The sequence below is a fragment of the Methanobacterium sp. genome (assembly GCF_038562635.1).
Classification (GTDB): Archaea; Methanobacteriota; Methanobacteria; order Methanobacteriales; family Methanobacteriaceae; genus Methanobacterium_D.
Map to the genome: position 1 here is coordinate 1,963,255 of NZ_JBCFBO010000001.1, position 21,779 is coordinate 1,985,033.

17 protein-coding genes are annotated in these 21,779 nt (G+C 35.3%); 6 read left to right on the top strand and 11 right to left on the bottom strand.

Annotation, left to right across the window (positions count from 1 at the left end):
- Window positions 1-23: 23 nt before the first annotated feature.
- From hisB to AAGU07_RS09420, 4 genes are all read right to left on the bottom strand, one after another.
- Window positions 24-605 (bottom strand): imidazoleglycerol-phosphate dehydratase HisB, encoded by a 582-nt coding sequence (gene hisB, locus AAGU07_RS09405; RefSeq protein WP_342458845.1) that lies wholly within the window; start codon window positions 603-605, stop codon window positions 24-26.
- A gap of 22 nt (window positions 606-627) precedes the next feature.
- Window positions 628-927 (bottom strand): ferredoxin family protein, encoded by a 300-nt coding sequence (locus AAGU07_RS09410; protein WP_342458846.1) that lies wholly within the window; start codon window positions 925-927, stop codon window positions 628-630.
- A gap of 64 nt (window positions 928-991) precedes the next feature.
- Window positions 992-1,693, bottom strand: coding sequence for a TOBE domain-containing protein (locus tag AAGU07_RS09415; protein WP_342458847.1), 702 nt, complete (start codon window positions 1,691-1,693; stop codon window positions 992-994).
- 76 nt (window positions 1,694-1,769) lie between these two features.
- Complete coding sequence (locus AAGU07_RS09420; RefSeq protein ID WP_342458848.1) at window positions 1,770-3,359, bottom strand: flippase; 1,590 nt, start codon at window positions 3,357-3,359, stop codon at window positions 1,770-1,772.
- 471 nt (window positions 3,360-3,830) lie between these two features.
- Between AAGU07_RS09420 and AAGU07_RS09425 the strand changes: the two genes are divergently transcribed.
- Window positions 3,831-6,515: an Ig-like domain-containing protein gene (locus tag AAGU07_RS09425; protein ID WP_342458849.1), complete on the top strand. Its 2,685-nt coding sequence runs from the start codon at window positions 3,831-3,833 to the stop codon at window positions 6,513-6,515.
- Window positions 6,516-6,603: 88 nt separating this feature from the next.
- The gene (locus tag AAGU07_RS09430) at window positions 6,604-7,698 is read left to right on the top strand and encodes a hypothetical protein (RefSeq protein ID WP_342458850.1); all 1,095 of its coding nucleotides are present in this window, start codon (window positions 6,604-6,606) and stop codon (window positions 7,696-7,698) included.
- A 78-nt stretch (window positions 7,699-7,776) separates the two neighbouring features.
- Here the strand turns inward: AAGU07_RS09430 and AAGU07_RS09435 are convergent, their stop codons facing one another.
- The 6 genes from AAGU07_RS09435 to AAGU07_RS09460 form a co-directional block, all read right to left on the bottom strand.
- On the bottom strand, window positions 7,777-8,370 hold the full coding sequence (locus AAGU07_RS09435; protein ID WP_342459367.1) for a flavodoxin family protein: 594 nt from the start codon (window positions 8,368-8,370) through the stop codon (window positions 7,777-7,779).
- Between the two features lie 117 nt (window positions 8,371-8,487).
- A complete protein-coding gene (locus AAGU07_RS09440) occupies window positions 8,488-8,862 on the bottom strand; it encodes a carbonic anhydrase (RefSeq protein WP_342458851.1) in 375 nt (124 codons plus the stop codon).
- A gap of 104 nt (window positions 8,863-8,966) precedes the next feature.
- Complete coding sequence (locus tag AAGU07_RS09445) at window positions 8,967-10,187, bottom strand: bifunctional 5,6,7,8-tetrahydromethanopterin hydro-lyase/3-hexulose-6-phosphate synthase (RefSeq protein WP_048081917.1); 1,221 nt, start codon at window positions 10,185-10,187, stop codon at window positions 8,967-8,969.
- Window positions 10,188-10,456: 269 nt separating this feature from the next.
- Window positions 10,457-11,749, bottom strand: a complete 1,293-nt coding sequence (locus AAGU07_RS09450) for a TrpB-like pyridoxal phosphate-dependent enzyme (RefSeq protein ID WP_342458852.1) — start codon at window positions 11,747-11,749, stop codon at window positions 10,457-10,459.
- A gap of 271 nt (window positions 11,750-12,020) precedes the next feature.
- Entirely contained in the window at window positions 12,021-14,498 is a 2,478-nt protein-coding gene (locus AAGU07_RS09455) for a PAS domain S-box protein (RefSeq protein ID WP_342458853.1), read from the bottom strand.
- Window positions 14,499-14,973: 475 nt separating this feature from the next.
- Window positions 14,974-17,433 carry a chitobiase/beta-hexosaminidase C-terminal domain-containing protein gene (locus tag AAGU07_RS09460; protein ID WP_342458854.1) on the bottom strand — a complete coding sequence of 820 codons (2,460 nt, stop codon included), beginning with the start codon at window positions 17,431-17,433 and terminating at the stop codon, window positions 14,974-14,976.
- Between the two features lie 512 nt (window positions 17,434-17,945).
- Between AAGU07_RS09460 and AAGU07_RS09465 the strand changes: the two genes are divergently transcribed.
- The 3 genes from AAGU07_RS09465 to AAGU07_RS09475 all read left to right on the top strand — a co-directional run bounded on the left by AAGU07_RS09465 (window position 17,946) and on the right by AAGU07_RS09475 (window position 20,506).
- Window positions 17,946-18,974 (top strand): DUF1786 domain-containing protein, encoded by a 1,029-nt coding sequence (locus AAGU07_RS09465; protein ID WP_342458855.1) that lies wholly within the window; start codon window positions 17,946-17,948, stop codon window positions 18,972-18,974.
- A gap of 56 nt (window positions 18,975-19,030) precedes the next feature.
- Complete coding sequence (locus tag AAGU07_RS09470; RefSeq protein WP_342458856.1) at window positions 19,031-19,678, top strand: PHP domain-containing protein; 648 nt, start codon at window positions 19,031-19,033, stop codon at window positions 19,676-19,678.
- A gap of 144 nt (window positions 19,679-19,822) precedes the next feature.
- Window positions 19,823-20,506 carry a zinc-ribbon domain-containing protein gene (locus AAGU07_RS09475; protein ID WP_342458857.1) on the top strand — a complete coding sequence of 228 codons (684 nt, stop codon included), beginning with the start codon at window positions 19,823-19,825 and terminating at the stop codon, window positions 20,504-20,506.
- Window positions 20,507-20,540: 34 nt separating this feature from the next.
- Here the strand turns inward: AAGU07_RS09475 and AAGU07_RS09480 are convergent, their stop codons facing one another.
- On the bottom strand, window positions 20,541-21,044 hold the full coding sequence (locus AAGU07_RS09480) for an archaemetzincin family Zn-dependent metalloprotease (RefSeq protein ID WP_342458858.1): 504 nt from the start codon (window positions 21,042-21,044) through the stop codon (window positions 20,541-20,543).
- Between the two features lie 194 nt (window positions 21,045-21,238).
- On the opposite strand from AAGU07_RS09480, the gene AAGU07_RS09485 reads away from it, so the two are divergent.
- On the top strand, window positions 21,239-21,682 hold the full coding sequence (locus tag AAGU07_RS09485) for a universal stress protein (RefSeq protein WP_342458859.1): 444 nt from the start codon (window positions 21,239-21,241) through the stop codon (window positions 21,680-21,682).
- Window positions 21,683-21,779 lie beyond the last annotated feature (97 nt).

A 21,779-nucleotide genomic window follows, 5' to 3' on the forward strand; every position in this document is an offset into this window, starting at 1 on the left:
AAATCGTAGATTTTTTTAAAGGATTAGAGAACACCCTTTGTACTTGGGATTATATCGTGTTCAATCCGTAATGCATCTTTTAAAGCCCTTGCAAATGCCTTAAAGAGTGATTCTATTTTATGGTGGTCGTTTTCACCTTCCACCCGTGCATTGATATTAATCCTTGCAGAATTTGCAAAGGATTCAAAGAAGTGTTCAACATTTTCTGTACTCAGGTCGCCAACTTTCGCATTTTTAAATTCGAAGTTTAAGACACTGTAACTTCTTCCGCTTATATCCACGGCTACAGTTGCCAGGGCGTCGTCCATAGGGATTATTGCATGTGACATCCTTTTTATTCCTTTTTTGTCTCCTATTGCACCTGCAAATGTTTCTCCAAGTAATATTCCCACATCTTCAACTGTATGGTGATCATCTACTTTTACATCGCCTTTAGCTTTAACACCAAGGTCGAAAAAGCCGTGTCTTGCAAAAGAGTCCAGCATATGATCAAAAAAGTCAATTCCTGTGCTTACATCTGATTTTCCATTTCCATCGATATCTAACGAAATTTCAATGTCTGTTTCAGATGTTTTTCTGCTCATTTTCATGCATCGATCTGTCATTTTTGAACCTTCTTACAGATATTTATTCACTTTTTTTAAATGCTTCCTCATCTTCTTTACCATCTCTAATTACACGTATTGCATCTACAGGGCACCTTGAGGCACAGTTAATGCATACATGACAGTATTCTAAATGCGAAGCTTTTGCCTTTTTATCTTTACCTATGCTCCATATTTTAGGTCCTTTAGGGCACGCTTCTCTGCACTTTCCACAGCCTATGCATTTTTCTTTATCTACTTCGATCCTCATGTTAATTACATTGTAATTTGCAGTTAATATAATTTGCAGGCTTGATTTTTGAAGTCCAGTACAGACAGGCATTATTTAATAATAGTATTTTTTTAAATTCCACACATTTAAAAATTCTCTAGTTTTAATTTACAGGCTACATTTTAACTATGGTGGCTGAAGCAGCTTTAAAACCTATAAATATGTCCATTCCAAGTGTTAAACCAAGTTTTTCTCTGGAATAATCTGTAACGTCTACATAAAGCTTTGCATTGTTCAGCTGGACAGTGAGCCTTATCATCTCATTGTTAAGTTCCATTCCAATTATTTTGCCTTCAAACACATTTCTAACACTTGATTCATAGGGTTTTAACGTTACAAAAATATCATCGGGGCTTATTAAAACAAGTACTTTATCTCCCTTATTAAAATCATGGTCTAATGGAATTACTATGGTTTTTCCTTCTATATCCACATGCATAACCTTATTCTTTTCGTAAATTCCTGTAATTTTACCTTCTACTTCATTTACTTCAGAATGCTTTTTAAGGATACTTGTTAGCTTGGTATATTCCCAGAGTATTTGTTTACCTATATCGGTAACACTGCTTGCACCTCCGCCCCCTTTTCCCCCTCTTTGGGTGGAAACGATTGAAGATCCAAGTTTCTCTTCCATTATCTCAATGTTTTTAAGGGCTGTCCTGTAGGGAATGCCTGTTTTTTTGGATGCTTTCATTATGGATCCGTATTCATCGATGTGTTTAAGGAGAAGGAATTTTTTGTAATTTAATGATACCTGTTTTCCGCCAATTGAAATTTCCATTTCCAGTTTATATTCTGGTTTTTCTTCTATGTCCATAAAAAGCCCCTATAATTTTATAATAATTCAAGTTAGAAATGAACTTTGGTATATTCTTTCTAATTTTTTCTATATATTATTTTACAAACCTATCTATAAATTTAACTACCTTTTCAACTGCACCAGAGAGCGGGCCGAATTTCTTGCTGTATCTTCTAACTACTCGTATGTCCCTTTTTGTAAATCCGCCTATTAATGCAAAAACAATTGTGTATACAATAGGTGCAATTATGATTCCTGCCAAAAGTCCTATATCTGTTTTAGGCAATAATAATAGTGGAATTCCCATAATAATGGTTGCAAATCCAATTTTAGCAAAATCAAGATGTGGTAGTTTTACTTCTGTTATATGGCAAGTTTTCCATAGTATTACAACCATTATTGAAAATGCAACTATGGTGGTTGCAACAGCTGCTCCTATAATTCCATACATTGGAACCATAAGGAAATTCAATATGATATTCATCACGGTTCCTATAATTAGGATAATCATAGGAAGCCTTGGGTGTCCCATTCCCTGTATTATACTTGATGATACCATGAAAAGGGTGTAAAATGTCATTCCAACAACCAGTATGCTTAGTGCAGGGGCTCCAAAAATATAATTGGATCCAAATAGCAGGCTGAGAAGAGGTTGTGCGAATATTGCAATTCCAACACAAAGTGGAAGCACTAACAGTACCACATAACGATATGATTGAGTTATATAATTTTCAAGAAGCACTTTGTCCTTTAAACTCGCAGCTTCAGAAGCTGCAGGGAGTATCACAGCTGCCACTGAAAGAGAAATTATGAGGGGAAGCCTTGCAATAGGATCTGCAGTTGTATAATACCCTGCATCCTGTGCAGGTAAATATCTACCTATAACAAGAGGCCCTACATCATATATGGCCATTTCTGAAAGTGCAGTTATAGCTACAGGTATTGAAAAGACTAAAAGTGTTTTCAAAAGCACTAATTCATCCTTAAAACTAATTTTATTGACGGGTTTTGGGAAGAGTACCCATACATATTTCTTAAGGAGTATAAGGGAAACTATGGAAGAAGCTATGAACCCAAAAGCGGTTCCAAGAACTGCTCCTGCTGCATAAAAACCAATGGAAACAAATGTAACAGCCATACCTATCATAAATACCTGTTCTACCGCACGACTGGCTACAACAAGCTCCATCTTATAAACACCCTGGAATGCACCCCTTAAAGCTCCAACTATGACACTAAATGGAGTTATAAGTGCAACGGCTTGAAGTGGATAAACCATGGCTGGTTTCTGGAAATAGAAATTTGCTATCCAGCTTGCGGAAAAGAATATGAGAATACCAAAAAGAGTCCCTGCCACCATCATAAATTTGAGGGAAGTTAAAATAACCTGTCTTGCCATGTCCTTTTCATCGACAGCATTATGTTGTGCCACAAATTTAGAAATTGCTGGAGGAAAACCTCCTGCAGATAGTACCTGGAATATGCCTTGAAACGGTGTTGTAAGGCCCACTAATCCATATCCCTCAGGTCCAAGCATTCTGCTTAATATAAATCTATAAAGATAACCGCCTACTCTAAAGAACAGGTAGCTGACCATCATCAAAAAGCTTCCTCTGAGTATCTTTGAACTTCCATTTGAGCTTTGATTTGGTGTTTCCTGTAAATTTGATTCTGATTCTTCCATTAACTCACCGAAAATAATTATTCTGGAAAATTAGCATGTAGGTTTTCTAATTGCCCGGTATCCTTTATATACATTGTCACGCCGTTAATTAGATAATATGAATATCAAGTTTTTTAACATAATTCTGTTTATTCAATATGGAATTAAAAGTGTTTAATGGTTTGCTTAATAATTATTATTCTAATAAAACGCTTATTTAACTCTTATTTAGTTTATAATGATTTATTATTGAATTTTTATCCTTTAAATTGTTATTATTTGGCTTTCATGATAAAAAAGTCATTAAAAACATTTTAATATGATAGAAACTTTTAAATAATAATTTAATTACAATAATTTTGTTTTGTAATAATTTACAATTCAGTATTTAGAATATAAATCAATATGAAGGGGATTAAAACGCAATCAACTTATAGACATTTAAATAAGATCATAGCTTTGGTTTTTTTATTTAGTATTGCTTTTACTGTATTGTCTACTGTTAACATAGTTTCTGCTGATCAGTCAATCATTTATGTGAATGATTCTGGGGGCGATGACAGCTGGAATGGTTTGTCTGCAACTTGGATATCAGATACATTGGGCCCTAAAAAGTCAATTAAAAATGCAACAGGAACCGTAATTAGTGGTGGAACAGTAAATATTGCAAATGGGCGTTATTTCGGAGAAAATAACACCAACATAGTTATTGACAAGAATATAACCATTGCTGGGGAAAGCAGAGAGAACACAATTATAAACGGTACAGGTTCCGCGCAGATATTCACCATTCAAAAGGGTATAAATGTAGTTATCAAAAATTTAACCTTTGTAAATGGAACTGCGACCCAGAATTTGACACTTGCAGATAAGAATATAACTGCAGGCGGTGCCATTTGCAATTTTGGGAATTTAACTATCATTAACGGTACTTTTAGAGGTAACACAGCAACAAGTGAAGATATGTCCAAGAAACACGTTGTTGCCGGCGGCGCTGTATATAATGCTGGAGATTTGACTGTTACTGGCAGTGATTTTATAAATAACACTGCAACAGGTAATTTAATCGGTAACAATGGGACTGTAGGTGGTTCTATTTTTAACATTGGAATTTTAACTGTGGATACCAGTAACTTCACAGGTAACAGTGCAACTGCAGGTGGTGCAATTTATAATTTAGGAGTTTTAACAGTTCTTAACAGTATTTTCACAGGTAACACTGCAGCAGGGAACAACGTAACATCAGGTGGTGCTATATACAATGAATATAACAGTACTTTGAACCTTAATGGGGGTATTTTGAATATATATGGCAGTAATTTCACAGGTAACCAGGCATCAGGTAACGGCACATCTGGTGGTGGTGCGATAGGTAATGAAAAAAATTTAACCATTAAAAATAGTACTTTTACAGGTAACAAAGTTATTAGCACAGGTAACACTGCAATGGGCGGTGCTATATTCAATATAGGTAATTTAACTGTAACAAACTGTAAGTTTGGATTAAATGCTTTAACAGGAAACACGGCAAATGGTAAAAATAACGCTTCAGCTGCAGGTGCTATTTTAAATAGTGGAAATTTAACCATTAATGGAAGTGAATTTAATTATAATACTGCATATTTTGGCGGTGCTGTCTACAATGGAGGTAATTTAACTGTAACTGGCAGTAATTTTACAGGTAACACTGCAATGGGCGGTGCTATATTCAATACAGGTAGTTCAACCATAACCAGCAGTAATTTCACAGGTAACGCTGCAAATAGTGCAAAAGGGCATTCAATTGGAGGGGCTATTTCAAATTCAGGTGTTTTAAATGTAAATAACAGTAAATTCAGTGGCAACACTGCAACTAACGGTGGTGCTATTTGTAATGATGGTAATGCAACTGTAATTAACTGTACTTTCACTGGTAACAAAGTAACCAGCTCAGATATTACTGTAGAAAATTATGGCGGCGCCATTTACAATGAAGGTAAATTGAGTGTCAGCGGCAGCAATTTCACAGGAAATCGCGCAGTCAGTACAAATGCCATGAATCTGGCATACGGCGGCGGTGCAATTTTCAATTTCAAAGAAGCAACAATTAAAACCAGTAAATTCAGCGGCAACCTTGCTGATTTTGGCGGTGCCATTTCTAACATAGGTAAATTGAGTGTCAGCAGCAGCACTTTTACAGGAAACCGTGCAGTCAGCACAATTTCAAGTTATGCGTTCGACGGCGGTGCAATCTCCAATAATGGTAATTTAACCGTTACTTACAGTACTTTTACCGGTAATGTTGGAGATGTAGGAGGTGCTATTAGTAATTGGGGCAATTCAACTACCACTGTAATAGGCAGTACTTTTACAGGCAATAACGCGACTTCTGACGGCGGTGCCATTTACAATGAGGGTAAATTGACTGTAAATTTCTGTAGAATTATTGGAAATCTGGTTAAAGTACCTACATATGTATCCAGTACTGGGCACGTTTTAGAAGATATAAATAACTATAAGGGATCCATTAATGTCAAATACAACTGGTGGGGTTCAAATTCAGGCCCATCAAAAGGCAGAATCATCGGTGCAACTGTTAGTCCATGGCTGGTTTTAACTTTAAGAGCAAGCCCTACTACCATTAAAGCTAGAGGGACATCAAATATATATGCAGACTTCTTCTATGATTCAAATGGTGGTTATCACAGCTATTCTGGTGGCCATGTTCCAGATGGAATACCAATAAGTTTTACCACTAAATTTGGGACCATAAACAGTAAATCATCTACAGTTAATGGAGTTGCGAAGTCTACTTTAAAAGCAGGATCAACAGGTGGTATTGTCAACGTTGCAGCTAAGACTGACAGTCAAACAGTGCAAATTCCACTAAAAGTAACTTCAACCTATCCAAAAAACGGCGTTTTAGGCTGCTCAAGAACTGCAAATATCTACATTAAATTCAGTCAAAATATCAAAGCAAGTACATACTGGTCTAAGATATATGTTAAAAACCTCAAAACAGGAAAAAAAGTTTCAATTAGCAAATGGATTTCAGGAAACACACTTTACATCAAGACTAGCTCAAGGAGATATGCATACTACTGGTATCAGGTTTACATTCCTGCGGGAGCAGTAAAAGACTACGCAAATCATAATTTATCTACAAGGTACACATTTAAATTCAAAACAGGGAGATAATAGAATTTAATTCCCATTTTTATTTTTTTTAATTTTTTATTAAACAATTCTTAAATCTATCCAATTTTTTGTATAGGATGGTCATTATATGAAATGTAAAAACTGCGGGACTGAAAATCAGGAAAAGGAACAGTATTGTAGAAAATGTGGGAAATCTTTCTATGAATTAACTTTTAAAGAAGCAGTTTCCAGAGCAATTTTTAATCCTAACTGGTTAAATGTGGGATTAGGTGTCATTGCATCTTTTATTATTCTGGCCATCTTTTATGGATTTATGGATGCTTTTGATACTTTTGCTTATGGAATGATACCTGCATTACTTACTGGTGGAGCTATCACAGGGATACTGTTTTATAATCGAAATGTTAGGGCTAATTATGATTATGTCCCTAGTATAAGTGGGGCAGTAACTGGTTTAATTGCAGGATTTGCTGTTTTAATAACAATTATGGCCCAATATAGAGGTTCAAATGGATTAATTTTGTTCATATATTTGCCGGGTTATGTTTTTTGGGGATTTGTGGGTGGAGCATTAGGTACTATTGTAAATATGTTGCGAAAGGAAAATATCAAACTAATAGTCCCTCTTGCAGCGTTTTTAATCTTAATACTATCAGTAGGGGGTTATTTTCTTAACCAATCTAATATGGATACTCATTATGAAACAGATTATGATAATCAGTTACTTTCTTTGACTTTTGATGATTTACTGCAAACTGAAGCGGATGCTTTTTTAAACAAGACAGCAAACAGTGCTCAGCAGAATGTGAATAATCTGAAAGAAGCCCAGAAAAGGTATCAAAGAATGCAAAATATAACAAAGGACGCATCACTATGGAATAATGAAATGATAAATGATGCAACATCGGATATAAAGAAGGAATATGCACAAGCTTTAGGGCAATATATAAACCTTAAATTGAGTTATTATGATGAAATGGAATTGGGGATAAAATCTAGCATAAATGGAAATAGTAAGGAAGCCCAAAAACACTACCAAAATGCTAAGAATTTAGTTCCAAAGATACAAAGTCAAGAAAATCTGCTTACAACAATCAATAACAAAGATACTCAATTCAAACAGTATGTAGGCCAAAAAATAGCAAATTCTAAAGAATATGCAAAGTATAATCAGGAACAAGGAGAATTAATGACATTTCCATTTGGAGTGCCTGATTCGTAATATTTTAATTTCTATTTTAAATGGATTTAGGTTATTGTCTAGATCTAATTAGAAGGTATCAGAAATTTTTTATTAGTTTTAGAGATCTATCTCAACGTTCTCTAAAAAGTTTGAAAAATTCCTGACAGTCTTTTTAAGGACCCTGAAACCTTCTTTATCATTTTTAACACCTTCAAGGGAGTCCTGTGACCAGAAGGTCGCCCCTAAATTGGCCCCAAATGCGCCGCCGCTTACTGGAACTGCCCCGTTAAGTATATAAAAAGTGAATATTTGCTGGATTACAAGTTCCTGGCCGCCGTGTCTATCGCCCCCGACTGAAATGGCCATACCAACTTTTCCCCTCAAAAAGTTAATGTCTGCAGCGCCCATAGCTCTTGTTCTGTCCATAACCATTTTTAACTGGGCACTGATCCCTCCATTATAACATGGAGAAGCAAATACAAGTCCATCCGCCTCACGGATTAAATCATAGACTTTATACATATCATCTTTGATTATACATTCCTTTTTCTTTAGACAGTAATTACAGTGTCTGCAAGGACTGATATCCTTTCCCCTGACGCTGAAAAAATTTGTCTCGAATCCTTTATCCTCAAGCATGCTTAAAGCTTCATTTAAAACATAGTCTGTGGCCTGTTTTCTTGGACTTCCGCATATACCTACTATCATTATTAACTCTCCGAGTATAATGTATGTAACCAGATAGAATTTGTGTGTGGAAATTTCAATGGAATTTCCAGTTTAAATAACCTTATAATAAATAGGTTCTTTTTAATTAAAATATTATAACTATTTTTCACTTATATTTTCAACTACAAAGTTTTCAGTTATCCATAAACCTATCACGTTTAAATCCGGAAATAAATTCTTAATCTGTTTTACTGCAGTATTAATCTGATTTTTATGTGTTAAATCATCAACAGGATTTGCAGCACAGTCATAATGTCCAACTACGAAAATATTTTTAGATCCATGCCCTGAAATCGAAACTTCAACATTTTTTAGGATTTCATGGATATCTGAATTTTCAGCGGCTAAAAATCCGTCCATTCCAGCTTTAGTTATCATATCTACATATTTTACGTTATAATTTTCAGTAATCCAGTTAATTGCAGGTAGTTGTACTCTTCCGTCTATACAGTTCAGGCAGGTGGCAAAGGTCATTGCATTTCCTCCGGGACTATTAAATGCTTAAAAATAGTGAAAATATTGTTTAGTAACTTAAAAAAAGTAGTTGAGCATAGCAGAGCTATGCTTTAAAAAATAAGTTAAATTGCTTCGTCTTCATCAAGAGCAAGTCTCATGGTGTCAGGGTCTTGAGGCATGTGGGCTAAGAAGTCTTCAGCTGCACGCCTTACATCTCTGGAACCTATGATATACCTTCCAACGATAATGATGCTTGCACCGCTTGTAAGTGCCTTATCCACTTTGTCAGGTGTTATTCCGCCTGCAACAGCAACAAGTCCGTTTTTACCAAGGATTTCTTTGATCTGGTTGATGTTACCCCATTCTGTTACTTCTGCTTCAGCTTCTCCACGTTCTTTTGCAGCGGTTTCTAAGTCAACATTTCTGTGTAACAGGACAATGTCAGGTTTAAATCTTAATGACTGGAGTTTTTCAACGAAGTTTTCCACGTTCATCATGTCCAGTATGGAATATATTCCCTGTTTCATTGCTTCGTGAATTGCTTTTTCGATGGATTCGACGGTTCCGAGTCCAGAGATTGCAACAGCATCAGCAGTTTCGTCTGCAGCTATTTTAACTTCTACTCTTCCGACATCGAGGGTTTTAAGGTCTGCAATTATAAATGCGTCTTTTCTGAGTTCTCTGATTTTGCTTATAACTCCAACACCGAATTTTTTAATAAGTGGTGTTCCAGCTTCAAGCAGTATTCTTTCACGGTTTGGAAGGCTGTTTATTATCCTTTCAACATCATCAAAGTTGTCTAAGTCGAGCGCAACCTGTAAGTATGGTGGGTTCCATAGTTTTACTACTTTAAAGCCCATTATAGGGTGTGCACCACGGTCTTTTTCAGCTAAAACTTTTCCAACTGATGGGTATCCTTCCATCGCTCTTCTTATTGCCAATTTTGTTGCTCCGTAGTTGTACTGATAAATTTTACGATAATCGCTTGCTTCAGGGTGTATGAAAACTGAAGCGAGTATTACTAAATCTTCTGCTTTGTCTTCAGGAATTAATCCTTCTTGAACTGCGTCTGCTACTGCTCTACTTACTGCAGTCTGAGCAGGGCCGAATATTTTCTCTGCATCGCACAAATCTTTCACAGTTACTTTAGGTATAATTAATGTGGCAGGTTTTGTAAGTAAGTTAGGCCTTATAACTGAAAGTAATGGTGTGTGTCCTATTGATAGTTGTGTTAAATTATTTACAAATGCTGTACCAGCAGGGCCGTTTTTGTCCCCAATTACTAGATCAACGTGAGCTACTTCATTTCCGCTTCCTATTAAAGCTTCTCCTATATGATACATAATTATTATCCTCCTAGATTAGTCTAAAATAATGTATTGAATTAGTGTAAATATAGTTTTAGTTTTTTAAAATCATAAATGTTAGTTTAATATTTTTATTGTAATGGGTGTGAATCTATTTCTAGTTTTCTGTTAATTTAAATTGTGATGGGGAATCATCAACAATTTAAGTTCCGTTTTTAAAAACTGAAAATAAGATTATATTTCTAAATAAAATAAAAAGAGATGGGTTAATTACCCTCAAAAACCGTTAAAGATTTTCGAGAGGATTAATCCACAAGGTTGCCGTTTATAAAGTCGTCATAACCTTTAAGGTCCAGCATTCCGTGTCCTGAGAAGTTAATTATAATATTTTTCTCTTCTCCGGTCTTTTTACATTCCAGTGCTTCGTCCATACCTATTTTTATGGCGTGACAGGTTTCTGGAGCTGGGACTACACCTTCGCATTTTGCAAATGTGGTTCCGCTCTTGAAGATATCTCCCTGTTTTACTGAACGGGCTTCTACAAGTCCTTCATGTACGAGTAATGATACCAGTGAGGACATTCCGTGGTAACGTAATCCTCCAGCGTGTACAGATGGAGGTACGAAGTCGTGTCCAAGTGTGTACATTTTTAAAAGAGGTGTTAAACCTGCGGTGTCACCAAAGTCGTATTTGTACTCTCCTTTTGTAAGGGTTGGGCATGATGAAGGTTCTGCTGCTATGAATTTACAGTCAATTTTTTCGTCAATTTTATCTTTAACGAATGGGAAAACTGCTCCTCCGAAGTTACTTCCACCGCCTACACATGCAACAATTACATCAGGGTCTTCTCCAACAATTTCCATCTGTTTTTTGGTTTCAAGACCAATAACTGTCTGGTGGAGGAGAACGTGGTTTAAAACACTTCCAAGGGAATAATAAGCTTTTTCATCCTGTAGTGCGTCTTCCATAGCTTCTGATATTGCAATTCCAAGTGCTCCTGGGTGGTCTGGGTTTTCACTTAATATTTTTCTTCCAAATTCAGTTTTATCACTTGGGGAAGGTATAACATCTCCATCGTATATCTGCATGATGGTTTTTCTGTATGGTTTTTGCTGGAATGAAACTTTAACCATGTAAACAGTACAGTCCATGTCCATCATTGAACATGCAAGTGATAATGCTGTACCCCACTGCCCTGCACCTGTTTCTGTTGTAAGACGTTCAACACCGTCTTTTTTAGCATAGTATGCTTGTGCAATGGCTGTATTTAATTTGTGACTTCCAGTTGGGGAAGTATCTTCTCTTTTGTAGTATATTTTAGCTGGGGTGTCCAGGTAGTCTTCAAGACCAGTTGCCCTGAATAGTGGGCTTGGCCTCCCAATCATTTTATAAACTTTTCTTACTTCTTTTGGAATTTCAATCCATCGTTCTGTGGACATTTCCTGTTCTAAAACGCCTTTAGAAAATACTTTAGGCAGATTTCCTAGCTGCTGTCCTTCCTCGGTCTGTGAAGGCGCGGGAAGTTCTACAGGCAGGTCTGCTGCTATATTATACCATTTTTTGGGTATGTCTTTAGAGGATAGTGTAACTTTATACATTAAAAATCACCATTTAATTTTATTAAGACCATATACTCCGTGATATTATTAAATCTTTGTTGTACACATCTGTACTTTAATAATTATGGATTTTATATTATGAATAAGTTTTGGTTTTTGATTATAAAAACAATATACTAAATTAGCATTAGTGGGGCCATCAAGATGCATGATCCAAGAATAAGATCCATTAAAATTAGTGATTTTGGCATTTTATAGGTCAGTATATGTGGGTATCTCTAAGTGCGAAGGGAGATATAGGGTAGATAACTCACTTTTTTTCTGTAGGTATGGTAAAGTAAAATGTCGAACCTACACAGGGCTCTGATTCAACCCATACCCTTCCTCCATGGCGGTCTATAATTCTTTTAACAATTGCTAAACCTATCCCTGTGCCATGATATTCTCCAATAGCATGTAACCTCTTGAAAACTTCAAAAATTTGATTACTGTATTGCTCTTCTAACCCAATTCCATTGTCACTGATTGAAAAAATATATTCACCATCTTCTTTTCTGGCTGAGATATGAATTTTAGGCTTTAATCCTTCCCTGTGGAATTTAAGTGCATTTCCAATTAAATTTTGGAATACACGCACCATCTGATCTTTATCTGCAAAAGTTACTGGAAGTTCATCACTTGTAATTTCAGCATCAGCTTTACTAATTGCAGTTCCTAAATTACTTAAAGCATAGTTCAAAGCATCTTCAGATTCAAATTCTGTAAATTCATGTCCTCGGGTTCCGACACGTGAGTAATCAAGCAAACCCTGAATCATCTGCTTCATCCTCCGGGAACCATCAACCATAAACTCAATGAATTCATCAGCATCTGGATCTAGTTTATCTTTGTAACGTCTTTCGATTAATTGGGCGTAGCTGGCAATGGTTCTAAGAGGCTCCTGCAGGTCGTGGCTGGTAATGTAAGCAAAACTTTCTAATTCATTATTAGAGCGTTCTAATTCTTCTATAATTTCTTTTAACTTTTCTTCCGATTTTTTACGGGTTGTGATATCGGTCATAAAGCCTTCTAATAAAGGATTTCCATCATTATCATTTCCAAGATCTCTAAAAGAGAGATCTCCAATTATTATTTCTCCATCTTTGCGCCTGTAACGATTTTCAGTTTTAAACCAGGCTTTCGCTTTCAAAGCAGATTCTAAAAAACCAGGTCTTAAATTTTTATTAACATAAATAACGTCTGCAATAGATGTTTTGTTAACGGTTGAAATTAAATCCTCTGGAGAATCATAGCCTAAAAGCCTTGCGAGCTCAGGGTTAACATCAATATATTTTCCATCTAATGTTGAATGAAAAATACCTACAGGTGCATTTTCATATAAAGAACGATATTTTATCTCTTTTTCCTTTAAAATTTTATAAGCCTCTTCTAATTCTAGTGTACGCTCTTTAACCTGTTCTTCGAGGTGATCTAGAGTATATTTTAATTCTATTTCAGCTTGTTTACGTTTTAAAGCTTCAACAAAAGCAACAGAAAGAGTTTCAATGTTATTTTTATCCTGTTCAGTGTAGCCTCCTTCTTTATTCGCTAAAGCAATCAACCCTATTGTTCTATTGCCCTGTTTTAGTGGAACTCCTAAGAATGATTTGATTGGAGGATGTCCTTCAGGGATACCGCGTCTATCCGGGTCTGAATCAGGGTCATTCACGATTTGACTTTTCCCTTCTGTCACTGTTCGTCCCCAGTAACTTACAATTTCCATATTACTTATTAATTCCCGTGATTTTTCAAGATTGGTTGTACATGCGTCCCATCCTGGAGGACTTATAGCAAGGTCATCTAAACGTCCATTTTCATTAACTTCACCTATAAAACTGAAATCACTGTCTGTTAGTTCTTCTGCAACTTCAAGACACTTTTCTACAACATTTTCAACAGTTTCACAGGTCAAAGACTCTTTAAATACTTTGTTAATGCCATTTAATAGTTTATTTTGCCTGTTAATTTGCATTTCAGAGTTTTTACTTTCTGTAATATCGTAGTAAGTGCAGATAATCATGTTATTGCGGTTATTTTCATTTAACAGGGGTTCAGCACTCACCAACATCCAGGTAAGTCTATTAGCTCCGGGATTCCGCACACCGACAAGCTGATTCATTACAGGTTTACCTGCTATCGCTGCTTTTCGTACGGGGTGCTCATTAACGTGTAATAATTTACTATTTTCATTATATACTTCCCAACGACTCCAATCTTGACTGTTAACGTTTAATATATCTGATTCCTTGTCTAAACCGAAAATTCGCATAAATGAGGGATTAACTACTGCAAATTTACCGCCTTCATCTATCAATGCTATTCCTGACTGTAAATTTTGAATGAGCACTTTGAACTGGGCTTCACTTTCTTTCAATGTATTTTCAGCTTCTTTACTTTCAGTAATATCTTGAATTTGAACCAAAAAACTAGAATCCGCAACAGAGACACTCCAATCAATAAAAGCGATCCCTGACTTTACAGGAACATAAAACCCTTTATTTTTTATATTATCATAATTTAATTGGGACTGAAAATTAATTAGCCCATTTTCAAGTAACTCTACCTTCCTGGAGGCAATATGGGGGTTATCAAATAAATTAACTTTTTTAAAATCATCTATAGAATCAATACCTGCTATTTTTAAGGCAGTAGGGTTAGCATCAATTAAGTTCCCTTTTTTATCATAACAAAAAATGCCGATGGGGGATTTATCGAATATTTCCTTGAATATATTGTCTTTTTTATTCAAATATAGCTCTCCCATCAAATGATAATTAATATTATCCGATAAATTAGAAAGAAGTTAGTATTATTTACTTGTTTTTAAGATTTAAAACTTTTTAATTGGTTTTGTAATGGGGGTTAATATTTTTATAATTTAAGTTTTTTTAGTTTTAAAATAGTAATTTAAATAAATTTAAGATTTTAACCGCTAAAATAAGATTTAAAATGCATGAAGTAGGGTGTGGGGGGCGAATTTTTTTATTTAAATCTGGAATTAACGTGGAAATTAATAGTAGTGGAAAATGATCCGCCCCTCGATTTTAATATTTAGGGTTTGAGGTATCATACTTTTTGGCACTAAAAAAAGTTTTACTGTTAAAATTGGGCGTGTAAATTTGTTAGAGATTTATAGAATTCGTTAAAATCCGAAAATGTAATTTTCAAACTTTAAACAATAGTTATAGCGATTTAAAATAAAAAAAAGAAAGAATTTAGGTTTATCACCCTGTTTTAAACTTAAAAACATAACTTTTAGCTAAATTGTTTCCTGCAGCATCTTTAACAGCGTAATATGGAATGTAAACCTGGTACCATGTGTAACCATATCTCCTTAAGTTCATTTTAAGGGTCAATGTGTTACCGCTTATTTTTTTAGTTATTGCGGCTATTTTACCGGTTTTCATGTTTTTAATGTAAATTTTGGACCATTTAGTGCTTGCTTTGATGTTTTCGCTGAACTTAATGGTGATAGCAGCTGTTCTTGAATATCTTGTAGCTCCGTTTTTAGGATATGTTGAGGTTATTTTTGGCGCTGTTTTGTCAATGGTGTATTTTTCTGTGTAAACTGGGGATTTATTCCCTAATTTATCGATTGCAATGAATTTCAATGTGATTGTGGATGTTATTGAAATTGGCCCTGTGCATAGTTTACTTGCTGTAGTTGGTGTGCTTCCGTCTGTAGTGTAGTAAATGCTTGCAACTTCGTTTGTCATCAAATTAATAGACTTGCTGGTATTGTAAGACCCAGTTTTGTAGTCTGCCCATGCAATAGGAGCTGTTTTGTCAATAGTGTAGCTTCTGGTGTAAACATCTGATGGATTTCCTGCGGCATCAACTGCATAGAATTTTAAAGTAGTTGTGGAGTTTATATTAATCGGTGAAGTGTATTTCACACGTGTACTGCTGGTTGTAGGGTCAGATCCATCTGTAGTGTAGTAAATTGTTGTGTCGCTGTCGTCATCTTTAGCAGTTAAAGTGACAGTTTGTGCAGTGTTAAATGCGCCGTTATCAAGACTGGCATTTGCTGTTGGAATACTGCTGTCAATTGTATAAGTTTGATTAAATATTGGGCCCCAAACGCCGAATTCGTTGACTGCAGCAGATATGAGTGTTGTTGTTTTGCTTATTTCGATTGATCCGGTGTAAGGAGTACTTGCCGTAGTGGGTATAGTTCCATCTGTGGTGTAATAAGTTGTATAAGTACTGCCTGGACATTTAGTAGTTAAAGTGACTGTTTGAGAAGTTTTATAGGCTCCTCCTTTAATATCAGCAGTTATCAGCGGTATTGTGGAATTGATTATATAGTTTTGAGTGTAAACTGGGCTCCAGTGATTTGCAGGGTCAACTGCGGAGAATTTAAGAGTTGTATTGCTGTTAAGAGTTATTGGAGCAGTATATGCAGTTCGAGTAGTGCTTGTTTGTGGGTCAGATCCGTCTGTGGTGTAGTAGGTTGTTGTTGTGCTGCTGTCAGGGTCTTTTGTGGTTAAGGTAATAGTTTGTGGAGTGTTAAATGTGCTTCCAGCAGGATTGACAGTTACGGTTGGACTTTTAGTATCAACTGGTTTATCTAAACTTTCTAATGCATTTATAAGAGCATTTGCATCGGTTGCTTTTTGAGCTGTGGAATCATAGGCGTAAGTTTCGTAGATTATAGTGGTTATCCCTTTATTTTTAATTGGTTCTGTGACATATTTGGGGCTTGTTGGATTTGGAGGAGTATATATCAATAATTTGGATGCTTTTGAGTTGATTAATTTCATTTGACTGATTATTTCATTGGCGTATTTTGTAGTAGTCGTGGTTTTTGAAATAGGGTACAAGAACCTGTAATATTTGTATCCGCTCTGTGCACCGTGGTTTTCGTGGTTATCTATCACTAGTATGGGGTGTTCTTTAGAAACATCGGGAACTATAAATTTCTGGCCTAATAGCTGTCCGTTCATCCTTCCTTTGCTGTAATCGCTGGCATCTTTAGTTACATGAATATAGTAAAGGACATATCTTTTAGTGAGTTGGGATGATTTACTTGTTATGGCATTGTAAATGGCAGTGTGTATTCCATTTTCTTGAGGATGCATGCCAATTATAACGACAATGGTCTGGTTAGAGCTCTTATTTCCGTAAATTTTCTTTTCCACGTATCCATAACTTGTTTTGCCTATTATATTGGGATTTGAGGTGACAGTTGCCCATGATTTTACCGTAACGCTGCTTGGTAGAACTTTGTTGGTATTGTAGTAGCTCAAAACCTGTGAAAACATGTAAATCATTGATTCGTAGCGAATGGTTTTTCCTGTACTGGTTTGAGTAACATAATTAGGTGCACGTCCGTTTTTGTCCATGTAAGACCTTACACGATTTGCCATGTCTAAGTATTCTGCTTTGCTGATGGTCTGTGTTGTGATGGTTTCTGAAGGAGAAGATGCTTTTCCAAAGCTTTTTATTGTAATTGCAGTGTTTGAACCTTTGTTGATGTTTACTACTGCTGATGTTGAGACTCCTAAATAATTAGACATGTTCACATTATTTCCAGATATATTTACGCTGCCTGGAAGCTTGTGGTTTGTATCTACATAATTTTTAACAGCAGTTGACGAATTGGCAACCTGATTAGGCGTAACACTTGCTGCCGAAACGGTGCTGACAGTTATAAAAAAAGCTAAAACAAATAATATTAACATTAAATAACTTTTACGTATTTTTTCCGCCCCCTTTGCATATTAAAGTTAAATAATCTTTTATTTTCATGCAACACTTGGTTGTCATGTATACCCATTTTTTAAATATAATACTGTAAATTTATTATATTTTTATAGATTTGTTGAAAATCTATTATGGGAATAATCTTATTTTTGGATTCATATTTAAATTTTGTTATATAATAAAATTTAGTAATAAATGATCAAGGCATAGTTAATCACATTTATGCAAATTCTAGATTAAACATGCTAATTTCATGTATAAATGGATTTAAACAACTTAATACTTAATTAAACTTGTACAATTAATTTAGTGGAGATATTAAAAAATATAATATCTAAAAAGTTTAAAATACAAAAAGAGAATGTTGATTAAATATTTATTCGGCGTATTAATTGTTCAACAAATTATTTCCTGAATACTGAACAGGTACTTAATATAAGCATGTATCCAATTTGATGCTTTATTATAATATAAAATCAAATATACTAACATGAAGATTTTAACCATTGACGTAGGTTTAGGTACTCAGGATATCATGTTTTATGACAGCAAAGAGTCCATTGAAAATTCTCCAAAACTTGTAATGCCCTCTCCAACCAGGATAATCGCAGATAGAATAGCCGAATCAGAGGGAGATTTATTTATAAAAGGCGAAACTATGGGCGGAGGATTTATAACTAAAGTTGTAAAGGAACATTTAAAAGATCACCGGGTTCTCATGACGGAAAATGCTGCAAGGACCATAAGAGACAATTTGGATTATGTAAAGTCGTTAGGGGTGGAGATAGTACCCTTTTCTGAAGCAAAAAAATATTCAGATTTAACTCAAATAGAGTTTAAAGATGTTGATCTGGATGCCATAAAAAGTGCACTGGCTGAATTCGATGTAGATCCAAGTTTTGATTATTTAGGGGTAGCTGTCCAGGATCATGGATATATGGAAGGTGTTGGAGATAGAGATTTCAGATTCATGAAAATAAGGGAAAAACTGGACGTTCCAAAAGGGCCAGAAGAGTTTGCATATTTTGGTGAAGCTCCATCTTATTTTACAAGGATTAATGCAGTATTGAGGTCATTTAACAATTATAAAACTGCTGTAATGGATTCTAAATTTGCGTCTGTCTGCGGTGCAACATGTGACAGGTATGTAAAGACCCTTGAAAAGTTCATAGTTATGGATATTGGAAATGGGCATACTCTGGCGGCAGCATTTGACGGGGGAAAAATAGTGGGTGTATTTGAACACCATACCAGTAATATGACACCAGATAAGATAGATCTATTTGTTAATAAGCTTGCAGATGGAACTATAACTCATGAAGAAGTACATGAAGATCACGGGCATGGGGCATGGTCTTTAAAACCAATAGGTGATTTTGAAGCTATAGTTGCAACAGGGCCCCGCAGAAACGTTTTAGAGAAAACAGATTTTAATGTGCATTACGCAGCTCCTGCAGGGGATGTGATGATGACAGGACCTGCTGGACTTATAAAAGCCATTCGATCTAAAAATGGTTAATTTTTATGTATCTAAGGATGTATGCGTCTGAAAAATATAAATAAGGGGATTTATAAATGATATTAGATCCACATATACATAGTACGTACTCTAGTGACTCAACAGCACGTCCTAGAGATATAATTAAGAAAGCCCGAAGTATAGGGCTAGATGCAATTGCTATAGCTGATCATAACAGCATTAAAGGCTCAATGGTCGGAATTGAAGAATCTAAAGGCATGGAAGATTTCATAGTACTGCCTGCAATGGAAGTAAGCAGCAGCAAAGGCCATATAGTATCAATAGGAATAAATGAAGAGATAAAAAGAGGATTGTCTCCTGAAGAAACAGTTGAAGCAATAAGGGAAGCTGGTGGAATTGCCATTGCTCCACACCCATTTGTGCGTTACAGGGAAGGATTATGTGATAGGATCAAAAAGTTAGATATAGATGCTATGGAAACATTAAATTCAAGGTATATCTTCGGATATTCCAACTGGAAGGCAAAAAATCTTGCTGAGGAAAGGGGAATACCTCAAATTGGTGCAAGTGATGCGCACTTCCTGGGCGCAATTGGAAGCTGTGTTACAGAATTTGACGCTGATTTTTCTGTTGATAGTATAATAGAGGCAATTTTATCTGGAAAAACCAATGTATTTGGAGATAGAACTCCCCTGCCTTTGATAATAAAGGAAGTTATCAATAAGAAGATTAAGCGGATTTAAAAGTTATGGAGTAGCATAACTTTAGATATGGCCTAAGAAATGATGTAGTACGAGATAAATGCACTAAAACTTTAGAAAAGTTTAAAATAATCTTTGACAATTTAATATTCAGTGTTATAATCATTGGACTGAGAGGGGAAAACCATGGTTTCAAACGAAGAAATAAAGAGAAGACTGGAATTGAGGAGGAAAGGCATAAATCCAGATGAAGAACTTAATAAAGCAGATGAAGTTATTTGCTCAAAATGCCACACTGTAAACCTTGAAAACGCGAAGTTTTGCATCGGTTGCGGAAATGAATTAAATAAACCCCCTGTATATACTCTTAAAATAAATGAACCTAAGTCTAACTTGATCGTGTGTCCGGGCTGCGGAGCTGAAAATAAAATAGATTCCAAATTTTGCACCGGTTGTGGAAGCAACTTACTGGAAAGTAGCGTAAACACATCTGAAGCGGATGAAATTGACATGAATTCTCTTATTTGTCATAAATGCGGCTTTAAGAATAATCCCGGTTCTAAATTTTGTATTGGCTGCGGAGCTAGCTTAAAAGAAGCCCCAAATAAAAACGCAAGCTCATTTGATATGGAAATGGACAATGAAAAAGAAGTCCTGTTAACTATAAAAGATGGGAATGATAAAGAAGCTGCGTTAGATACAGAAATCGATAGTGGATCTAATGGTAGAATGGAAGATATTCCTGAACAGGCTGCAGAAGTCACTATTCTTGATGAAATTAAAAAAGCAAAAGAATTACTTGATATGGGTGCTGTATCTGAAGAAGAATACCAAAAAATTAAAAGTAAATATCTTGATAAACTGGGTTAACAGTTTAAGAGAAACAAAATCAATTTTTTAATGATTAAAAAAGCTTGTTTAAACAGTCACTGCAAAATCCCGGGCCTTTAATATCAGTTTCTACAACACTGTTGCTGAAATGCATCACGCAAAGGTGATTTTTGCAGTGGGGAAGCCCAAAAGTATGGCCTAACTCGTGTACAGCTTCTGTTAAGATTCTTTTTAAAAATAATTTTTTATTGGGACTTTTTAATCTATTTACAGATATTATTGCAAAATTTCCAGGATATTCAGCTTCTCCAAGGACAAAATTTATCCGTGAAGCATATAAATCTACATTTGTTACTCCCAGAATATGATTAGAATCTCTTTTTAGGATATTCATCATAGAATAAAGGATTTCTGTTGAATGGTACTGGTCTCTAGATGGGTTATAAGATCTTTCAGGTATCTCTAAGATATCATTTGATACATGGCAGCTAATGCCAAATATTTTCTCTAGGGGCTTTTCCAGCATCCTGAGAAGCTTGTTTTCTACTGTTCCAATGGACTGTATGAGAATTTCCATGGTATATTATTTATCCTTTTTTATACATAATATGTAGTAGGAATAATTCATATTGGAGGTTTTCAAAATTCATTCTGAATTTTGGAGGTTGAAGGAAATTTTATAAAATTTCCAAAACCCAAAAATCAAAGTAAGCAAAACTAAAGTTTTGCACCCCAAAAACGAAGTTTTTGAGGGATTTGGGAGGTAAATCTATGGTCGAAAAAATGTTATTAGCTACAGATAATTCCAAACAGGCGGAAAAAGCTGGAGAAGAAGCGATTTCAATGGCAAGTTTGGGGGGCACTATCATTGTTTTATATGTAATTGATGCAGATTACTTGAATGCATTACCACAGCAGGATTTAAGGGATCAGCTTAATGAGAACTTAAAAAAAGAGGGAAAAGAGGCTGTTGAAAAGTTTAAAGAAAGGATAGAAGAGGAACAGTGCGCAGGTACATGTCCAAATGTTAATATTATCACCATGATTAAAGAAGGCAGACCCGCTGATATTATAATTAAAACTGCTGAAGAGGAAGGTGTAGATCAGATAGTACTTGGAAAATCTGGTAAACACGGTATAGAAAAATTCTTGATTGGAAGCACCGCTGACAGAGTGGTGAGGAAAGCGAAGATCCCTGTCAATGTGGTCTCTTAATAAGCTGAAAATTGAGCATTAGGTTAAATTTATAAATTTTAATTTAATTTACTTTTTTAGTAGCTATATAAAAAAACTTAAATTATTCAAATTTCTA

Bases quoted from the DNA above. Each gene is read 5' to 3' on its own strand.
- AAGU07_RS09470 (WP_342458856.1), top strand. From the start codon at position 19,031: ATGATATTAGATCCACATATACATAGTACGTACTCTAGTGACTCAACA.
- AAGU07_RS09445 (WP_048081917.1), bottom strand. From the start codon at position 10,187: ATGTATCATATAGGAGAAGCTTTAATAGGAAGCGGAAATGAAGTAGCT.
- AAGU07_RS09485 (WP_342458859.1), top strand. From the start codon at position 21,239: ATGGTCGAAAAAATGTTATTAGCTACAGATAATTCCAAACAGGCGGAA.
- AAGU07_RS09415 (WP_342458847.1), bottom strand. From the start codon at position 1,693: ATGGACATAGAAGAAAAACCAGAATATAAACTGGAAATGGAAATTTCA.
- hisB (WP_342458845.1), bottom strand. From the start codon at position 605: ATGACAGATCGATGCATGAAAATGAGCAGAAAAACATCTGAAACAGAC.
- AAGU07_RS09475 (WP_342458857.1), top strand. From the start codon at position 19,823: ATGGTTTCAAACGAAGAAATAAAGAGAAGACTGGAATTGAGGAGGAAA.
- AAGU07_RS09420 (WP_342458848.1), bottom strand. From the start codon at position 3,359: ATGGAAGAATCAGAATCAAATTTACAGGAAACACCAAATCAAAGCTCA.
- AAGU07_RS09460 (WP_342458854.1), bottom strand. From the start codon at position 17,433: ATGTTAATATTATTTGTTTTAGCTTTTTTTATAACTGTCAGCACCGTT.
- AAGU07_RS09440 (WP_342458851.1), bottom strand. From the start codon at position 8,862: ATGACCTTTGCCACCTGCCTGAACTGTATAGACGGAAGAGTACAACTA.
- AAGU07_RS09465 (WP_342458855.1), top strand. From the start codon at position 17,946: ATGAAGATTTTAACCATTGACGTAGGTTTAGGTACTCAGGATATCATG.
- AAGU07_RS09450 (WP_342458852.1), bottom strand. From the start codon at position 11,749: ATGTATAAAGTTACACTATCCTCTAAAGACATACCCAAAAAATGGTAT.
- AAGU07_RS09480 (WP_342458858.1), bottom strand. From the start codon at position 21,044: ATGGAAATTCTCATACAGTCCATTGGAACAGTAGAAAACAAGCTTCTC.
- AAGU07_RS09430 (WP_342458850.1), top strand. From the start codon at position 6,604: ATGAAATGTAAAAACTGCGGGACTGAAAATCAGGAAAAGGAACAGTAT.
- AAGU07_RS09410 (WP_342458846.1), bottom strand. From the start codon at position 927: ATGCCTGTCTGTACTGGACTTCAAAAATCAAGCCTGCAAATTATATTA.